Here is a 16099-nt window from a genome sequence, read left to right as displayed (position 1 = left end):
TGACCGGATAGTCCGACGATGGTCCGGCCGAAATGACAAGTTTCCCACGGTTTCCGCCATGACCCGTTCCGTCGCCCTGGTGATCTTCCCAGGGTTCCAGCTGCTCGACGCCGCCGGCCCGATCTCCGTCTTCGAGATCGCCTCCCGAAACGCCCCGGACGCCTATTCGCTGACGGTCCTCGCCCCGGACGGCGGCCAGGTAGCGAGTTCATCCGGCGTCGCATTGAGCGCGCGCCCACTGGATGCCGGTCCGTACGACACCGTGATGATCGTTGGCGGCGACGGCACGCGCGCCTTGCCGGAACTCAACCGGATCGTGACCTGGGTGCGGAATGTCGAAACTCGGCGGCCGACCAGTGTCTGTTCCGGCGCCTATCTGCTGGCCGAAGCCGGCCTGCTCGACGGCCGCCGCGCCACCACCCACTGGAGCCGCACCGACGACTTCGCCCGACGATATCCGAAGGTGAAGGTCGACGCCGACCGGATCTACATCCGCGACGGCCACGTCTGGACCTCGGGGGGCATCACGGCTGGCATCGACCTCGCGCTGGCCCTGGTGGAGGAGGACTTAGGCCCCGAGATCGCCAGGCGGACCGCCCAGCAACTGGTGGTCCACCAGCGCCGGCCCGGCGGGCAGTCGCAGTTCTCGGGTCTGCTTGATCTGGGCGGACGATCAGGGCGGTTCGACACGCTGCTGGCCTGGATGGCTGAGAACCTCTCCACGCAGCTGACAGTGGAGATGCTCGCCGATCAGGCCGCCATGAGCCCTCGCAACTTCGCCCGCGCGTTCGTCGCCGAAACCGGGGTGACCCCCGCCAAGGCCGTGGAGCGCCTGCGCCTCGACGCCGCACGCACCGCGGTGGAAACCGGGCGCGCGCCGCTGGACCAAGTGGCGGTCGAGACCGGGTTTGCGGATCCCGAACGCATGCGGCGCGCCTTCCTTCGCGCCTTCGGCCAGCCGCCCCAGGCGCTCAGGCGCGCCGCGAGGGCCTGAACCCCGGCCGGCGGATCGACGCGTGTTTTTGGCATTTGTCATTCCGCATCGCCGCATCGGGACTAGGCTTTGCGGATGGACAAGTCCGAGCCGTCCCGTCTGCGCCGGTTCTTCTCTCAGCTCGGTCCCGGCCTCATCACCGGCGCGGCCGACGATGATCCGAGCGGCATAGGCACCCATAGCCAGGTAGGCGCCCAGTTTGGCTATGGCCTGGCCTGGACCTTTGTCCTGAGCTTTCCGCTGATGGTGGTCATACAGGAGGTGGCTGCGCTGATCGGCCGGGTCACCGGCGCCGGCATCGCGCGCAATCTGCGTCGACACTATCCCAGGCCGCTGCTCTGGGGTGCTGTGCTGCTTTTGTTGATCGCCAATGTGGTCAATCTGGGCGCCGACCTTGGAGCCATGGGCGCAGCCCTGAGCCTTCTGCTAGGCGGAAGCGGCGCATTCTACACACTGATGTTCGGCGTGATCTGCGTCGCCGTCGAAGTCAGATTGAACTACGCCCGCTACGCTTCGCTGCTGAAGTGGACGACCCTTTCGCTGCTGTCGTACTTCGCCGTCGTCATGGTCGCCGGCGTCCCCTGGGGACGCGCTCTAACGGCGCTGGTCGTTCCGGAGATTGAGTGGTCGGCCGCCTACGCGACCGCCGTGGTGGCTATTCTTGGCACCACCATCAGTCCCTACCTGTTCTTCTGGCAGGCCGCTCAAGAGATCGAGGAGCAGCACCGTCACCATGCCAAGCCGCTCTGCATCACTCCTCGAGAGGCTGGTCCGGAGCTCCGACGCATACGGCTCGACACCCTGGTCGGCATGGGCTTCTCCACGCTGGTGTCGCTCGCAATCGTCTACGCTACGGCGGCCACGCTGAATGCGAACGGCATCACAGACATCACCACATCCGCCCAGGCCGCCGAGGCGCTTCGCCCGATCGCCGGCCCATTCGCTTTCGCCTTGTTCGCGCTGGGCATCATCGGCACAGGCCTGCTCGCAGTTCCGGTGCTGGCGGGTTCGGCCGCCTATGCCGTGACGGAGATGGTCGGCGTTGCGGGCAGCCTGGACGCCAAGCCCATGCGCGCCCGGCTGTTCTATCTGACGATTGCGGCGACCACGATGCTGGGCGCCGCCCTGAACTTTGTGGGCATTGACCCGGCGAAGGCTCTCTACTGGGCGGCCGTCGTCAACGGCGTGCTCGCAGCGCCTCTCATGGCCGCAATGATGCTGATTGTGAGCAATCCTAGAGCCATGGGCCGCCTCACCCTTTCCCGACGGGCGACGGTCCTCGGCTGGGTGGCTACGGGCGTGATGGCCCTGGCCACCGCAGTGTTCTTCGCAAGCCTGCTGCCTTGATCATAGGCCCACGACCGCAAAGGAGATTTAAGCAACTGAGCCGCTCAGGACGTTGCCAGGGTCTCCACCGACTTTGTCAGATGCGCTTCCTGCGCAGCCTGGGGCGCGGCGGCAGGCGGGGACACCGGCTCCAGAGACGACTCGATGGCCTTCTGCACCGAGGGTGCAATGGCGATGTTGGGCGTCTCGCCAGCCGGCGCGCCGATCAGCACCGCGCGGTCGGAAAGTGTCGTGGGCGCAGAGCGACCAGCGCCATAGCGATAGAACACATGGGCGCCCACGTGCGCCACGCGCAGCATCCGCGGCGCCCAGGCCGGAGAAACCGCTGTGGTGTGGAAGTGAGTGGCTGAACCGATCTCGGCATGCGGCACACCTGAAAGCGCCCGCATGGCGACGTCACGCGCACGCGCCCAAGCGAGGCGTTCCCGCGACTTAGACATGGAGCCGTCGCAGGCGAAGCTGAACTGGCAGCCGGGCGCACCCGCGCCCTGGAAGACCACCCCGCAGACCGACTTGGGATAGGCTGGGTGCTTGACGCGGTTCAGGACCACCTGGGCGACAGCGGCTTGGCCGCTCGCGCTTTCACCCCTCGCCTCAAAGTAGACGGCGCTGGTCAGGCAATCGAGATCGGCCCGTCGCCGCGCTTTAGCGGCGCCCCGATCCGAGCTGAAACGGGCCTCAGCGAGGCGCGCGTCCAGGCCGACCGGCAAGACGTACCTCGCCAAAGCCGGGCTGAAGGGCTGGCCTTCATAGCCCGCCAGGGCCGCGGCGGCGGCGCGCTCGGCGCGTGCGTGGTCAGATGCGCGTTCGGCCATGCCGGCTGCGAGAAACAAGGCGCCGAGCCCGAGGCCCGCGCCGACGCCCGCGAGCGTCGCGCTGAACGACGCACGCCGCACGGCGCGCGTCTCATCAAGAAAATGCAAAACGGAACAGTCCTCAGCGGCGAGGGCCCATTCGCCCCCAGTCTCAAGTGTCGCCCCGGTCGCCCCCGCACATGCTGGCAGCGTCCGCCGGCAGGCCAGCCTCCAGGTTCCGCAGGAGGTCGACGACGGCAGTTGATGGCCGGCATATGCGGCGTGAAGTCGCATTTGGCAAGGAATTTTCGCGACGCAGCATTAACGAGCGATGCCGATGCGTACTTTGCGCTCACTTAAGGGAAGATATAATCCAATGTTTTATTTGTGATTTCTAGAACACTCGGTCGGCCGCACCCGTGCGATAGCCAACAAGATTAATGGCATGGGAAAGCTTGGTCATTAACCATTATGCTGCGCTGCAACACGATCGGATAAGCGCTCGGCGTCTGGCGCCTCACTTGCTGCGTACCTCTCTCAAGAGGATCAACGAGGGACAGAACTTCGATGCGCAACCTGATGTTCGCCATGGCGACGCTGATTGGCGTGCTGATGATGGCCAGCACCGCCGTGCGCGGACTCTAGCGCTCAGCAGGGCGGCGGCAGGCTCAGTCGACGGATCTGCACGGTCTCCGTCTGGCTGCCGCGCGCGGCGCGGGTGACGCGACGCTCCTCCAGCTCCAGAACCCGGCCGTCGATCACCGACACTTCAGCGGTCGACACGATGCTGTTGCTGACCCCCGACAGGCTGCGAAGGCTCTCACGGTTGATCCGCACACGGCAACCGGGATGAGTTATAGTCGCTTCGATCGTCGCCTTGGTCGTTGCGCGGTTGTCGGGGTCAGCCAGGCTTGAACGGCCCAGCGGCACGGCGCCCGATGGCTCCATGGTCGCCATAATGACCGCATCGCCCAGCGCCAATTCTTGAGCAGCGACCAGCGGCGGCAGGCTATAGCGCTCCTGAACCAAACGCCTCACTGGATCCGTCGGCGGCAGCGACGCATCGATCCGGGCCAGCACCTGGGTCCGGTAGGCTTGCCAGTTGTCCACGCCGATCGGCCGACCTTGCGGTGAAACGCGAAAGTCGAGCGGGGCGCCCACTACCGCATTCAAGGCCGCCTCCATGCTGGCGCCGCCGGTGTCCTGGATCTCGACGGCCCACACGGTCTGACGCAGCTGAAGGCCCTCGCGCCCGGCCCCCAGCACCTCCAGGGTAAATTCAATCCGGTTCGTCTGAGTCTGAACGCCATGGTCGTCGCTCTGCTCAAAGGCCGTCCGGCTTTCAAAGCGATAGGCGTCGCCCGGCGCCGGCGCGCGCGTACGGATCTGCACCGTCCCATCCTGCGCCGCCGCGGGCGTAGCCAGCAGCAGCGCAGCGAGGGCGAGCCGGGCGATCATCGGCCCTGAAAGTTCCCCGGCCGACGCTCGGCGACCGACCGCACGCCCTCCTGGAAGTCGTCCGTAGCCCGAAGCACGGTCTGCTTGACGTGCTCGATGTCAGTGCGGGCCTTGATCGCCTGGGCGAGGTCGGCCCGCAGGGTCCGCCGGGTCTCCACGACCGCCAACGGCGCGGCCTCGGCGATCTCGGCGGCCAGCCGTTGGGCGGCCGCGCGCAGGTCATCGGCCGGAACCACCTCATCGGCGAGACCCCAGGCCAACGCCTCCTCGGCCTTGACCCGGCGACCCGTCAGCATCATCAGCGCCGCCCGCTGTTCGCCGATGATCCGAGGTAGAGCCAGAGTGATGCCGAAGCCCGGGTGGAAGCCAAGCTTCACGAAGTTGGCCGAGAACCGGGCCTCAGGCGCCGCGACCCGGAAATCAGCAACCAGCGCCAGCCCCAGGCCAGCGCCAATGGCCGCGCCCTGCACAGCCGCGACAATGGGCGTCGCCACGGAGTAGAGCCGCACGGCCTCGACATACAGGTCGTTGATCCCCTCCATGCCCGAGGCCACCCGATCATTGGGCGAGGCAAAATCGGCCCCGGCGGAGAAGCTCTTGCCCTCAGCCTGAAGCACGATCGCGCGGGCGGCCGGCTCAGCGTCGAGCGCCATCATCGCGTCGGCCAGGTCGCGCATGAACTCGACGGAGACGAAGTTGTGCGGTGGCCGGTTGAGCGTGACCGTCGCCACATTGCCGTTGAGCGCGACCCTGACGTGGTCGCCGAATTCCGAATTCATCGTCTCGTCCCCAGAAGGTTGCGCGCCACCACCCACTTATGGACCTCGGTGGGGCCGTCATAGATGCGCATGGTGCGCAGCTTGGCTTGCATGAGCTGCAGCGGCAGCTCCTTGGTCATGCCCATGGCGCCGAAGGCCTGCATGGCGCGGTCGACCGTTTCATAGGCCATTTCGGTGGCGTACCACTTGATCATGCTGATTTCGGAGCGGACATCGCGGCCATTGTCTTGCTTCCAGGCGCAGTCATAGGTCATCAGCCGCGCCGCGTGGATCTTGGTCGCCGCCTCGGCCACCCAGAACTGGATCGCCTGACGCTCGCTGAGGGGCATTCCGAACGTTTTCCGCTGCGGCGCGTACTCGATGACCATGTCCAGAGCCCGCTGGGCCATGCCGACTGACCAGGCCGCCATCTGGATGCGGCGGGTGCCGAGCCGGGTCTGCATCGGCGCGAAGCCCGCGCCCTCCTGGCCGAGCAGCTTCCAGCCCTCGACGCGACAATCGTCCAGCGCCACCTCGTATGTGTATTGCCCGCCCAGCATGGGTATTCGGCGAAGGACGTTGAAACCCGGCGTGCCTTTATCAATCAGGAAGGCGCTCATACCGCCACGCGCGCCCTTGACCGGATCCGTCACGGCCATGGTGATGGTGAAATCAGCGTCGGCCGCACGGCTGATCCAGATCTTGCGGCCATTCAGCACCCAGTCGTCGCCGTCTCGCACCGCCTTGGTGGTCATACCCGCCGGGTCTGATCCCGCGCCGGGCTCGGAGATGCCGATAGCCGAGACTGTCTTGCCCGCCACATAAGGCGCCAGATAGGCGGCGCGCTGGCGCTCATCCACCGTCGCCATCAGCATCCGCAGGTTCGGGCTGTCCGGCGGCAGGGTGTAGGGTGTGACACATCGCCCGATCTCTTCCTCGACGCCGACCATCGCGGTCATCGGCAGGTCCGAGCCACCGACATCCTCGGGCGCATCGAGCCCGAACAGGCCCAGTTCGTGGGCTTTGGCGTCGAGTCGAACGTGATCCTCGGGCGTGAGGCCCAGACCCTTGCCTTCGGCTTCGCGCTGCATGACCCCGGCTTCCAGGGGCATCAGCTCGTCGCGCACGAACCGCGCCACGAGGTCTTTTAGCATCCGGTGTTCCTGGGCGAGTTCGAAGTCCACCGGCTTCCCCTTGCGTCTTGTTTGGTGTTGTAGGGGCCACTCTATCTGAGGCGAGCCGACAGGGGAGGACTGACGTGGCGGAAGCCAAGGCGATGGGCGGCGAAGCCACCGGCCCGCTCAAGGGCGTCCGCATCCTGGACATGACCAGCGTGGTCAACGGCGCCTACGGCGTGCAGATCCTCGCCGACCAGGGGGCAGACGTCATCAAGATCGAAGACCCTGGCTCGGGCCGCGGCGACGGCGGCGATGTCATGCGCTGGGCCGGCCATCTGCCGGAGGGCGCGCCACGGGGCATGGGCCCGATCTTCCTGACCATCAACCGCAACAAGCGCTCTGTAGTGCTGGACCTGAAGTCGGAGACCGGTAAGCGTGCGCTGAACGAGCTCATCAGGGCCTGCGACGTTCTCGCCACCTCCGTGCGCTACGACGGGATGAAGCGCCTGGGTCTAGCTTACGAGGATGTCGCCGCGATCCGGCCGGACATCGTCTATGTCCACGCCGCAGGCTATGGCTCCGACGGCCCCTATGCGGGCGAGCCCGCCTATGACGACCTGATCCAATCGGCGTCCGGCATGGCCGACATCCTGCCGCGCACAGACGGCAACCCGACACCGCGCATCCTGCCGACACTGGTAGCGGACAAGGTCTCGGGGCTGTTCTTCTCACAGGCGGTCACCGCGGCCCTGCTGCATCGGGAAAAGACCGGCGAGGGCCAGTTCGTCGAAGTCCCTATGTTTGAGTGCGTCACGAGTTTCCTGTTGGTCGAGCACCTCTACGACAACACATTCCAGCCGCCGACCGGCCAGTGGGGCTATCAGCGGGTGATCAATCCCAACCGGAAGCCGTTCAAGACCAAGGACGGCTGGATCGGCCTGTTGCCCTACACCGACAAGCAGTGGGACCAGTTCTTCGACGCAGCCGGCTTCGGCGCGGCGGTTAAGGCCGACCCGCGGTTCGCCGACTATGCGACGCGGGCCAAGCACACCCATGAGCTCTACGGCATGATCGAACAGGCCGCCGCCACAAAGACCACCCAGGAATGGCTGGATATCCTAAAGCCTCTGTCGATCCCCGTGGTCCGCACCAACGGCCTGGCCGAGTTGCCGGACGATCCGCACCTCAAGGCGGTAGGATTTTTCCAAGAGCATGAGCACCCCGAGGTGGGGACCTACCGCCAGATGCGGGCGCCAGTCCGATTCTCGAAGACCCCGTCCAACATCCGCCGCCATCCGCCGAAGCTCGGCGAGCACACCGCAGAGGTGCTGGCGGAGCTAGGGATCGCCGCGGACCATTGATGCGGCCATGCGTGTTCAGGTCATCGGCAGTTCCGGGTCGGGAAAATCGACCTTTGGTCGAGCGCTGGCGGGCGCCGCGGACCTGGCGCGCATCGAACTCGACGCGCTGAACTGGGGCCCCGGTTGGTTCGATCGCTCGAACCTGGACCCCGAGGCGTTCGTGACCCTGGTGGACAAGGCCATAGACGCCGACCGATGGGTCGCCGACGGCAACTACCGGCTGGCCATGACCCGCATTTTGCCGCGCATCACCGATCTGGTCTGGCTGGACTATTCACGCGCGGTCGTCATGCGTCGGGTGATCGGGCGCAGTTTCGCTCGCGCCATGGGCCGCCAGGAACTATGGCCCGGCACCGGTAACCGCGAACAGTTCCGTCGCTGGCTCAACAAGGGCCACCCGATCCGCTGGGCGTGGGACACGTACAACCGGCGCAAGCTGCAGTACGAGGCCCTGTTCGAAGATCCACGCCTCACTCATGTCCGCAAACACCGGCTGACCGACCCGCGCGAAGCTGAGCCCCTGATCGCCCGGCTCGCGGCGGAGGCGTTGCTGGACGGGCCCGCCTGACGCGCCTCAGAGTCGGTGACAAGGGGTGCGCCGAGCTCATGCGGTCGGGGCGGTCAGCCCCTCCACCTCCGCGATCAGCCGCGCGATGTCCTGGTCCCGCGAGAGCCGGTGGTCGCCGTCGCGGATCAGGGTGAAAACCACATCCGGGCCATCCAGCGCCTCGACCAGACGAAGCGCATGGCGCCAGGGCACATCCGGGTCCTCGCCCCCCTGCAGGATGCGGATAGGCGCACTGATCGGGATCGGTCGACCGTCCAACACCGACCAGTCCTTGCCTTCCTGGAGCAGTCGGGCGGTGATCGGATACGGATCGCCGTAGAGGCTCGGGCGCAGCCACACGCCCTCGCGGTCGAGCGCAGCAACTCCCTCGGGTGGAATCTCCGGCTTCATCAGCGCCTCTGTGAAGTCGGCGGCAGGCGCGATCAGCACCAGGGCCTGCACGCGCTCGGGTCGGGCCAGGGCCGCCAGCATGGCCAACCATCCGCCCATGGACGAACCGACCAACACCAAAGGCCCCTCGGTCAACGCATCGACCGCCGCTAGCGCATCCTCCCGCCAGCGACCGATGGTTCCAGCGGCGAAGTCACCCGTGGACTCGCCGTGACCCAGATAGTCGAACCGCAGGAACCCCCGCCCCCGCGCCAGCGCCCAGTCCGCCAGGGCCTGGGCCTTGGTCCCGCTCATCTCGGAGCGGAAGCCCCCCAGCCAGACCAACGTCGGCCCCGAGCCCGCCACGCGCCGCCAGGCCAAGCGCTCGCCATCCGCGCGCTCAAGCTCCCCCGCCGTCTCCATCGGTCGTCCCTTCATTTCAAGCCCAGCGCGAAGCAGTCTAGAGACGCTGACGTGTCGCTGCCCCCTGATTTCACGTTGCTGCAGGTGACGCCCGAGCTTGAAACGGGCGGCGCGGAGCAGTCGACGCTCGATGTGGCGCGCGCGGTCGTTCGCGCCGGCGGTCGGGCGCTCGTAGCGAGCCGGGGCGGGCGCATGGCCGCGCGGCTTGCGGCCGACGGCGGCGAGCTCATCCCAATGCCGGTCCATGCCAAGAATCCGTTGGTGATGGCGGCCAATGCGGCTCGGCTCATCGACCTGATCCGGCGGGAGCGCGTTAGCCTCGTCCACGCCAGGAGCCGGGCGCCCGCCCATCCGGCGCTGTGGGCGGCGCGCATCACCGGTCGCCCCTTTCTGGCCACCTATCACGGCATCTACGCGGCCCGGACGCCGCTCAAGCGCTGGTACAATGCGGTTATGACGCGCGGCGCTCTGGTCATCGCGAATTCGGACTACACGCGCGACCATGTCATGGCCGAGCATGGGCTCGATCCGGTGCGGATCGTCACGATCCCTCGGGGTGTTGATCTGGAGCGTTTCAATCCCGATCACATAAAGCCGGATCGCATCGCCGCCCTGGCCGCCTCATGGGGCCTGGGGTCGGGCGACACCCGCACCAAGATCCTGCTGCCCGGCCGGCTGACCCGAATCAAGGGCCAACTGTTGATCGTCGAGGCGGCGCGGCGCCTGGCGGCGAGCAGTCGCCATGACTTCGTGATCCTGTTCGCCGGCGACGATCAGGGCCGCACGGGCTACGCTGCGGAAGTGCGCCGCGCGATCGCCGCAGCTGGGTTGGATGCGTCGGTGCGGATCGTCGGCCACTGCGACGACATGCCCGCCGCCTACAGACTGTGCGACCTGGCCATCCTGCCGACCCTGGTGCCGGAGAGCTTTGGGCGGGCGGCGGTGGAGCCGCAGGTGATGGGCCGACCGGTCATCGCATCCGCCCACGGCGGCGTTACCGAGACGGTTGTGGATGGCGAGACCGGTTGGCTAGCGCCGGTGGGTGACGCCGAGGCCTGGGCCGCCGCAATCGCCCGAGCGCTCGACGCGTCACCGGAGGTTCGGGCGGCGATGGGCGCGGCCGGCCGGTTGCGCTCGACCCGGCTCTACTCGGTGGAGGCCATGACCGAGGCTACGATGGCGGCCTATGCGCGGGTGATCGAGGCGCGCGCCCGATGACCCGCCATGTCGACCGTATCCTGGTGATCAAGCTCTCGGCGCTGGGCGACTTTGTCTTGGCGCTGGCCGCGATGAAGAAGATCCGCGAGGCCCACCCCAAGGCCCATGTCACGCTGCTGACCACGCCGCCCTTCGAAGCTCTGGCGAAGGTGTGTCCCTACTTCAACGCGGTCGACACCGGCGGCCGGCCTACCGCGTTCTCGGACTGGGTGGAGCTTCGTCGCCGCCTGCGCGCGGCGCGCTTTGATCGGGTTTACGACCTGCAGACCTCGGCTCACTCCAACCGCATCTTTCAGGCCCTCCGCCCGAGCCCGCCGCCGTGGTCGGGCGTGGCGTTCGGCTGCGCGCTGCGTCACGCCAACCCACTGCGCAATCAAATGCACACCTTGGAACGTCAGGCAGATCAGCTGATGTATGCGGGCATCTGGCCAGACGCTCCAACGGAGCCCGGGACTGCGCCGGCGCCAGACCTCTCCTGGCTGTTCAAGGCGAGCACCGGCGACCGGCCTGTGCCCGGCGCGAACCGGCCGCGCCCCTACGCCATGCTGGTGCCGGGCGGCTCAGCGCACAGGCCGGAGAAGCGCTGGCCGGCCTCAGCCTATGGCGAGCTTGCCCGCATCCTCAGCGCGCGCGGCCTGGATATCCTGGTCGTCGGGGGTCCGCAGGAGACCGAACTCGCCCACGCCATTCAGCGCGCCGTCCCGTCCGCGCGGGATCTGACCGGCCGGACCGACTTCGCCGCGGTGGCCCGCCTCGGGGCCCGCGCGACCCTGGCCGTCGGTAACGACACTGGCCCGCTTCATCTGGCCGCCGCGGGCGGCGCGCCCACTATCGTGCTGTTCTCGGCCGCCTCCGACCCCGCGCTATCGGCGCCTCGAGGCCGGGTGGTGATACTTCGCTCAGACGATCTGGCGGCGCTGCCTGTAAGTCAGGTGGCGCAGGCGACGACGGCGCTGACCGGCGCCCATTGATCACCACGCCTTGATAGGCGCGCCTGGGGGGTTCATATAGGCAATCCGACCGGAACGCCCCTGGCGCGCCGTCGCTTTACCCTGCCACAGTATTGGAGCCTGCCTATTCGCCGCCCCATGCAAGCGCCGCCCGTCAAAGAAGGGCCGCGCATGAACGAAGAAATCCGGGTCCCCCGGGTCCTGCTCATCGACCAACATGGCGAGAAGCAGGGCGTCATGCCGACCTCATCCGCCATTGAGGCCGCCGAGGAGGCCGGTCTTGATCTCGTTGAGATCGTGCCCAACGCAGACCCGCCCGTCTGCAAGATCCTGGACTACGGCAAGTTCAAGTTCCAGGAGCAGAAAAAGAAGAACGAGGCGCGCAAGAAGCAGAAGGTGGTCGAGCTCAAGGAAATCAAGCTCCGACCCAACATCGATGATCACGACTACGACGTGAAAGCGCGCTCGATGCATCGCTTCTTCGAAGAGGGCGACAAGGTCAAAGTGACCCTGCGCTTCCGGGGCCGCGAACTGGCGCACCCCGAACTCGGCATGAAGCTCCTCCAGAAGGTGAAGGCCGACTTCGAGCCGATCGCCAAGGTGGAGTACGAGCCGCGCATGGAAGGCCGGCAGATGATCATGATCCTGGCGCCTCGGTGAAGCGGCGGGGCCGACTTGTCGCCTTAGCGGCGGCCCTCGTGGCCGCTCCCGCCTCCGCACAGGAGCCCTCTCCCGCCAACTGGAACCGCCCGGTCGAGCCGGTGAAGATCGGCGAAGGGCTCTATTATGTCGGGGCCTACGATCTCGCGGCCTACCTGTTCGTCTCCAAGGCCGGATTGATCGTTCTGGATGGCGGCGACGCTGTGACCGGCCGCCACGTCGTCGCCAACATCCGCAAGCTCGGCTTCGATCCCAAGCAGGTCAAAATACTGCTGAACAGCCATCAGCACTTCGATCATGCCGCAGGGCTCGCGGAGATCACCCGCGCCGCGCCGGGCGCCCGGCTCTACGCCAGCGCCGACGACGGCCCGATCATCGCGGCCGGAGGCAAGGGCGACCCTTATCTCAAGGGCAAGGCCTACGAGTACGAGCCGGTTCCGGTGGCGCGGACACTAAAAGATCGGGAGTTGGTGAGCCTTGGGTCCTGGCGGCTCACCGCCCACATCACCGGCGGTCACACCGCCGGCTGCACCACCTGGACCTTCCCGGTGACGGTGGCGGGCAAGGTGCGCCAGGGCCTCGTTCACTGCTCATCCAGCGTCCTCCCGGGCTATCGCCTTGGAAAGACCGAGACCTGGCCGGGTCAGACCGCTCAGTTTGATGCCAGTTTCGAGCGCTGGAAGTCACTGCCGTGCGAGGTCTTCCTGGGATCACACGGGCAGTTCTTTCGCATGAACGCCAAGGCTGCGCAGGTCCGGGACGGAAAGGCCGACGCTTTTGTTGACCCGATTTCCTGTCGTCAATTCTACGCCCAACAGGAGGCGGCCTATCGCGTCGAATTGAAGCGCCAGAATCCCTGAAGCCCCGCGCCCGGGCGGAGGCGCGGGGGTCTGGGGAGCTGGCGGCTACTCGATCTCGACGACCTCGGCGTCGCCGACATGCTTCTTGATGCTCTCGACAGCGCTCTTTGCGCCGGACTTCGACGCGTAGCCCTCAGTCGAGAAGATCACTTCGCTGTTGTATTTGAAGCGGACCCGAAACTCGCCGGCCTTGTCTTTGTAGATCTCGAATTTGTGCGCCACGGGAAATCCTTTCGGTCTGGTTGCGCGTTCAATAGGCCTTGGGCGCGCATCTTGGGTCAAGGCGACCTTTGGCGACAGCGACGCTTCGCATATAAGGAGGGCGCATGGTCCAGTTCCCCCGCATGATCCGAATCGCCGCGCCAAGCGCGCTGGTCGCCTTGGCCTTGGCATCCTGCGCGCCCAGTCTTGGCCCGCCGCCGCCCTCGGCTCCGCCGCCGGCCTCGATCGCTAACGCCCAGTTCTCGGCCGCTGACTTCGCCTGGTCGCAGCGTCCCGGCACCAACATCATAGCTGGCCGCACGGCCTACCGGCAGGGCGTGGTCCGCTTTACCTGCGCGGGCGGCAGCGTGGTGCTGACGCCGGAGACCGCCTGGTCGCGCCGGCGCATGACCGCGCTCTATGGTTCGGCCGAACGCGCCGCCCTTCCGGCCGATGAGGTCCGCGCGCGCACGCCCAACGCCCCGCCAGGCGACGCCGCGCCCTTCATCAAACGCACCACATGCGACGAGGCCGACCAGTTCGCCTTCGCCAACCTCGCCGACGGCGCGTGGTTCGCCATCACCATCGTGCGACCGGTCAATGTCACAAACGGTCAGTCCGTCGCCCTGATGCGTCGCGTGGTGGTCCGAGGCGGACGCACCACGCCGCTGGTGATGTAGCGTCTCAGTAGAGGGTGGCCATGGCGCTCCGGTCAAAAGCCTGGAGTTCGCCATGCCGTCCGTCGCGGACCTTCACGGCCCACTCCGGATCCTGCAGCAGGGCTCGGCCCACGGCGACCAGCTCAAATTCTCCGCGCTCCATCATGGCCTCCAACCGATCAAGCGAGGCCGGCTCGCTCTTCTCTCCGCCATAGCTTGCGATGAATTCACCTGAGAGGCCCACAGAGCCGACGGTGATCGCCGGAACGCCGGTCAGCTTCTTCGCCCAGCCGGCAAAGTTCAGGTCGCTGCCCTCGAACTCGGGCTCCCAGAACCGGCGCTGGGAACAGTGAAGCACGTCCGCGCCGGCGTCGACCAGCGCACCGAGCCAGGCTTCGAGCGCCTTGGGGGTGTCGGCGAGCTTCACCGTGAAGTCCTGCTGCTTCCACTGACTGATACGGATGATCACGGGATAATCCGGTCCCACGGCCTTGCGCACCGCGCGCAGGATGTCGGCGGCGAAGCGGGCGCGACCGGGCAACTCGGCCGACCCGTAGGCGTCCTCGCGCAGGTTCACGCGGTCCCAGAAGAACTGGTCGATGAGATAGCCGTGCGCGCCGTGCAGTTCGATGGCGTCGAACCCGGTCGCCTTGGCCGCCGCCGCGGCGTCTGCGAACGCGCGGATGGCGTCGGCGACATCCTCTTCGCTCATGGGTTCGCCGAACTTCTTCCCGGGGCTGGAAAGGCCGGAGGGGCTGTCATAGGCGCCGGGCGGGCTCCACTCGCCTCGGGACCGGACCGCGCCCACGTGCCAGAGCTGAGGCGCGATCAGACCGCCACCCGCATGCACCTCGTCGGCCACGTGCTTCCAGGCGGCGAGCTCGGCTTCGCCATGGAAGCGCGGGATGTTCGGATCGTTGAGCGAGGCGGGTCGATTGACGCCCGTGCCCTCGGTGATGATCAGGCCGACGCCGTTTTCCGCGCGCCGACGATAATAGGCGGCCACCTCCTTGGTCGCGACTCCGCCGGGCGAAAAGGAGCGGGTCATGGGCGCCATGACGATGCGGTTGGGGAGATTGAGCGCCTTCAGGGCGAAGGGCTGGAACAGAATGTCGGACGCCATGGGTCTCTCATTGGAAAGTTGAGTGTCCTCTTAAGACCGCGGCGCCACTGTACGCCAGCTGAGAAATCGTGGCCTCGTCGCGAGGGATTTGCTAAGTTGACGGCGGCGTCAGGTTCGATTGACACGACGCCGGGGGGGGATCATGGTCTCGCCCCATCAGCGGACCGACCGCCCCGGAGGACACCCCATGGACGACGCCTCGATCGACCTGCAACGCGCGGCGCGCGACGCGGCCTATTCGATGCCGCTGGAAGAGATCAATCCGGCGGACCCGGAGCTCTTCCGCAACGACACCATGTGGCACTATTTCGAGCGGCTTCGGAAGGAAGACCCGGTCCACTACACCAAAGACTCCGGGTTCGAAGACATCGGCGCCTATTGGTCCGTGACCAAGTACAACGACATCATGGCGGTCGACACCAACCACGAGGCGTTCTCGTCGGAGCCGACCATCGTTCTGCCCGACCCGGCGGAAGACTTCACCCTGCCGATGTTCATCGCCATGGACCCGCCGAAACACGACGTTCAGCGCAAGACCGTGAGCCCGATCGTCGCGCCGCATCACCTAGCTTACCTTGAGCCGATCATCCGTGAACGCGCAGGCAAGATCCTCGACGATCTACCGATCGGCGAAGAGATCAACTGGGTGGACAAGGTCTCCATCGAGCTGACCACCATGACGCTGGCGACGCTGTTCGACTTCCCCTGGGAGGATCGGCGCAAGCTGACGCGATGGTCAGACGTGGCCACGGCCGCTCCAGATTCCGGCCTGTTCAGCTCCACCGACCCCGAGGTCGCCGAGCAGGAGCGTCGCCAGGAACTGTTCGAGTGCGTCGAGTACTTCATGAACCTGTGGAACGAGCGTGTGAACGCCCCGCCTCAGCCTGACCTGATCTCGATGCTCGCCCACGGCGAAGCCACGCGGGACATGGACCGCATGGAGTACCTCGGGAACCTGATCCTGCTGATCGTCGGCGGCAATGACACGACCCGCAATTCGATCTCTGGCTCGGTTTTGGCGCTGCACCAGAACCCAGATCAGAACCGCATCCTGCGCGAAAATCCTTCGCTGATCCCGAACATGGTCTCGGAGACCATCCGCTGGCAGACACCGCTGGCCTATATGCGCCGCACCGCCACGCGTGATGTCGAACTCGGCGGCAAAACCATCAAGCAAGGCGACAAGCTGGCCATGTGGTATGTCTCGGGCAACCGCGACGAAGAGGTCATCGAGCGAC

17 protein-coding genes are annotated in these 16099 nt (G+C 66.6%); 10 read left to right on the top strand and 7 right to left on the bottom strand.

Annotated features, from left to right (window positions below):
- The first annotated feature begins 58 nt into the window (after window positions 1–58).
- Together ACIQ3R_RS02535 and ACIQ3R_RS02530 are read left to right on the top strand one after the other, a co-directional pair.
- The gene (locus ACIQ3R_RS02535; RefSeq protein WP_397414726.1) at window positions 59–994 is read left to right on the top strand and encodes a GlxA family transcriptional regulator; all 936 of its coding nucleotides are present in this window, start codon (window positions 59–61) and stop codon (window positions 992–994) included.
- Window positions 995–1069: 75 nt separating this feature from the next.
- Window positions 1070–2341, top strand: coding sequence for an NRAMP family divalent metal transporter (locus ACIQ3R_RS02530; protein WP_397414724.1), 1272 nt, complete (start codon window positions 1070–1072; stop codon window positions 2339–2341).
- A 44-nt stretch (window positions 2342–2385) separates the two neighbouring features.
- Here the strand turns inward: ACIQ3R_RS02530 and ACIQ3R_RS02525 are convergent, their stop codons facing one another.
- The 4 genes from ACIQ3R_RS02525 to ACIQ3R_RS02510 form a co-directional block, all read right to left on the bottom strand.
- Entirely contained in the window at window positions 2386–3264 is an 879-nt protein-coding gene (locus ACIQ3R_RS02525) for a cell wall hydrolase (RefSeq protein ID WP_397414722.1), read from the bottom strand.
- A 519-nt stretch (window positions 3265–3783) separates the two neighbouring features.
- Window positions 3784–4593 carry a hypothetical protein gene (locus ACIQ3R_RS02520; RefSeq protein ID WP_397414720.1) on the bottom strand — a complete coding sequence of 270 codons (810 nt, stop codon included), beginning with the start codon at window positions 4591–4593 and terminating at the stop codon, window positions 3784–3786.
- The gene (locus ACIQ3R_RS02515) at window positions 4590–5372 is read right to left on the bottom strand and encodes an enoyl-CoA hydratase/isomerase family protein (RefSeq protein ID WP_397414718.1); all 783 of its coding nucleotides are present in this window, start codon (window positions 5370–5372) and stop codon (window positions 4590–4592) included. The genes ACIQ3R_RS02520 and ACIQ3R_RS02515 overlap by 4 nt, the downstream gene beginning before the upstream one ends.
- Window positions 5369–6535: an acyl-CoA dehydrogenase family protein gene (locus ACIQ3R_RS02510; RefSeq protein ID WP_397414716.1), complete on the bottom strand. Its 1167-nt coding sequence runs from the start codon at window positions 6533–6535 to the stop codon at window positions 5369–5371. The genes ACIQ3R_RS02515 and ACIQ3R_RS02510 overlap by 4 nt, the downstream gene beginning before the upstream one ends.
- 74 nt (window positions 6536–6609) lie before the next feature.
- On the opposite strand from ACIQ3R_RS02510, the gene ACIQ3R_RS02505 reads away from it, so the two are divergent.
- Entirely contained in the window at window positions 6610–7830 is a 1221-nt protein-coding gene (locus ACIQ3R_RS02505; RefSeq protein WP_397414714.1) for a CaiB/BaiF CoA transferase family protein, read from the top strand.
- A gap of 7 nt (window positions 7831–7837) precedes the next feature.
- Window positions 7838–8398, top strand: a complete 561-nt coding sequence (locus tag ACIQ3R_RS02500) for a hypothetical protein (RefSeq protein WP_397414712.1) — start codon at window positions 7838–7840, stop codon at window positions 8396–8398.
- Window positions 8399–8434: 36 nt separating this feature from the next.
- Here the strand turns inward: ACIQ3R_RS02500 and ACIQ3R_RS02495 are convergent, their stop codons facing one another.
- On the bottom strand, window positions 8435–9205 hold the full coding sequence (locus ACIQ3R_RS02495; protein ID WP_397414710.1) for an alpha/beta fold hydrolase: 771 nt from the start codon (window positions 9203–9205) through the stop codon (window positions 8435–8437).
- A 36-nt stretch (window positions 9206–9241) separates the two neighbouring features.
- Here ACIQ3R_RS02495 and ACIQ3R_RS02490 point away from each other — a divergent pair, with 36 nt between their 5' ends.
- The 4 genes from ACIQ3R_RS02490 (at window position 9242) to bla (ending at window position 12878) form a co-directional block, all read left to right on the top strand.
- Window positions 9242–10408, top strand: a complete 1167-nt coding sequence (locus tag ACIQ3R_RS02490) for a glycosyltransferase family 4 protein (RefSeq protein WP_397414708.1) — start codon at window positions 9242–9244, stop codon at window positions 10406–10408.
- Window positions 10405–11379 carry a glycosyltransferase family 9 protein gene (locus tag ACIQ3R_RS02485; protein WP_397414706.1) on the top strand — a complete coding sequence of 325 codons (975 nt, stop codon included), beginning with the start codon at window positions 10405–10407 and terminating at the stop codon, window positions 11377–11379. Before ACIQ3R_RS02490 ends, ACIQ3R_RS02485 begins: the two co-directional genes overlap by 4 nt.
- Before the next feature lie 117 nt (window positions 11380–11496).
- Complete coding sequence (infC, locus tag ACIQ3R_RS02480; RefSeq protein WP_397414704.1) at window positions 11497–12018, top strand: translation initiation factor IF-3; 522 nt, start codon at window positions 11497–11499, stop codon at window positions 12016–12018.
- A gap of 38 nt (window positions 12019–12056) precedes the next feature.
- Window positions 12057–12878 (top strand): subclass B3 metallo-beta-lactamase, encoded by an 822-nt coding sequence (gene bla, locus ACIQ3R_RS02475; RefSeq protein WP_397414702.1) that lies wholly within the window; start codon window positions 12057–12059, stop codon window positions 12876–12878.
- 45 nt (window positions 12879–12923) lie between these two features.
- Here the strand turns inward: bla and ACIQ3R_RS02470 are convergent, their stop codons facing one another.
- Window positions 12924–13100 carry a YegP family protein gene (locus ACIQ3R_RS02470; protein ID WP_397414700.1) on the bottom strand — a complete coding sequence of 59 codons (177 nt, stop codon included), beginning with the start codon at window positions 13098–13100 and terminating at the stop codon, window positions 12924–12926.
- A 104-nt stretch (window positions 13101–13204) separates the two neighbouring features.
- Between ACIQ3R_RS02470 and ACIQ3R_RS02465 the strand changes: the two genes are divergently transcribed.
- Entirely contained in the window at window positions 13205–13759 is a 555-nt protein-coding gene (locus ACIQ3R_RS02465; protein ID WP_397414698.1) for a hypothetical protein, read from the top strand.
- A gap of 4 nt (window positions 13760–13763) precedes the next feature.
- Here the strand turns inward: ACIQ3R_RS02465 and ACIQ3R_RS02460 are convergent, their stop codons facing one another.
- Window positions 13764–14861 carry an NADH:flavin oxidoreductase gene (locus tag ACIQ3R_RS02460; protein WP_397414696.1) on the bottom strand — a complete coding sequence of 366 codons (1098 nt, stop codon included), beginning with the start codon at window positions 14859–14861 and terminating at the stop codon, window positions 13764–13766.
- A gap of 187 nt (window positions 14862–15048) precedes the next feature.
- Here ACIQ3R_RS02460 and ACIQ3R_RS02455 point away from each other — a divergent pair.
- On the top strand, window positions 15049–16099 hold a 1051-nt coding region (locus ACIQ3R_RS02455; protein ID WP_397414693.1), incomplete at its 3' end, for a cytochrome P450.

This window comes from Phenylobacterium sp. (assembly GCF_044371015.1).
GTDB lineage: Bacteria > Pseudomonadota > Alphaproteobacteria > Caulobacterales > Caulobacteraceae > Phenylobacterium.
Note: the sequence above shows the minus strand (reverse complement) of the source record. Positions and strands in the feature narration are given on the sequence as shown.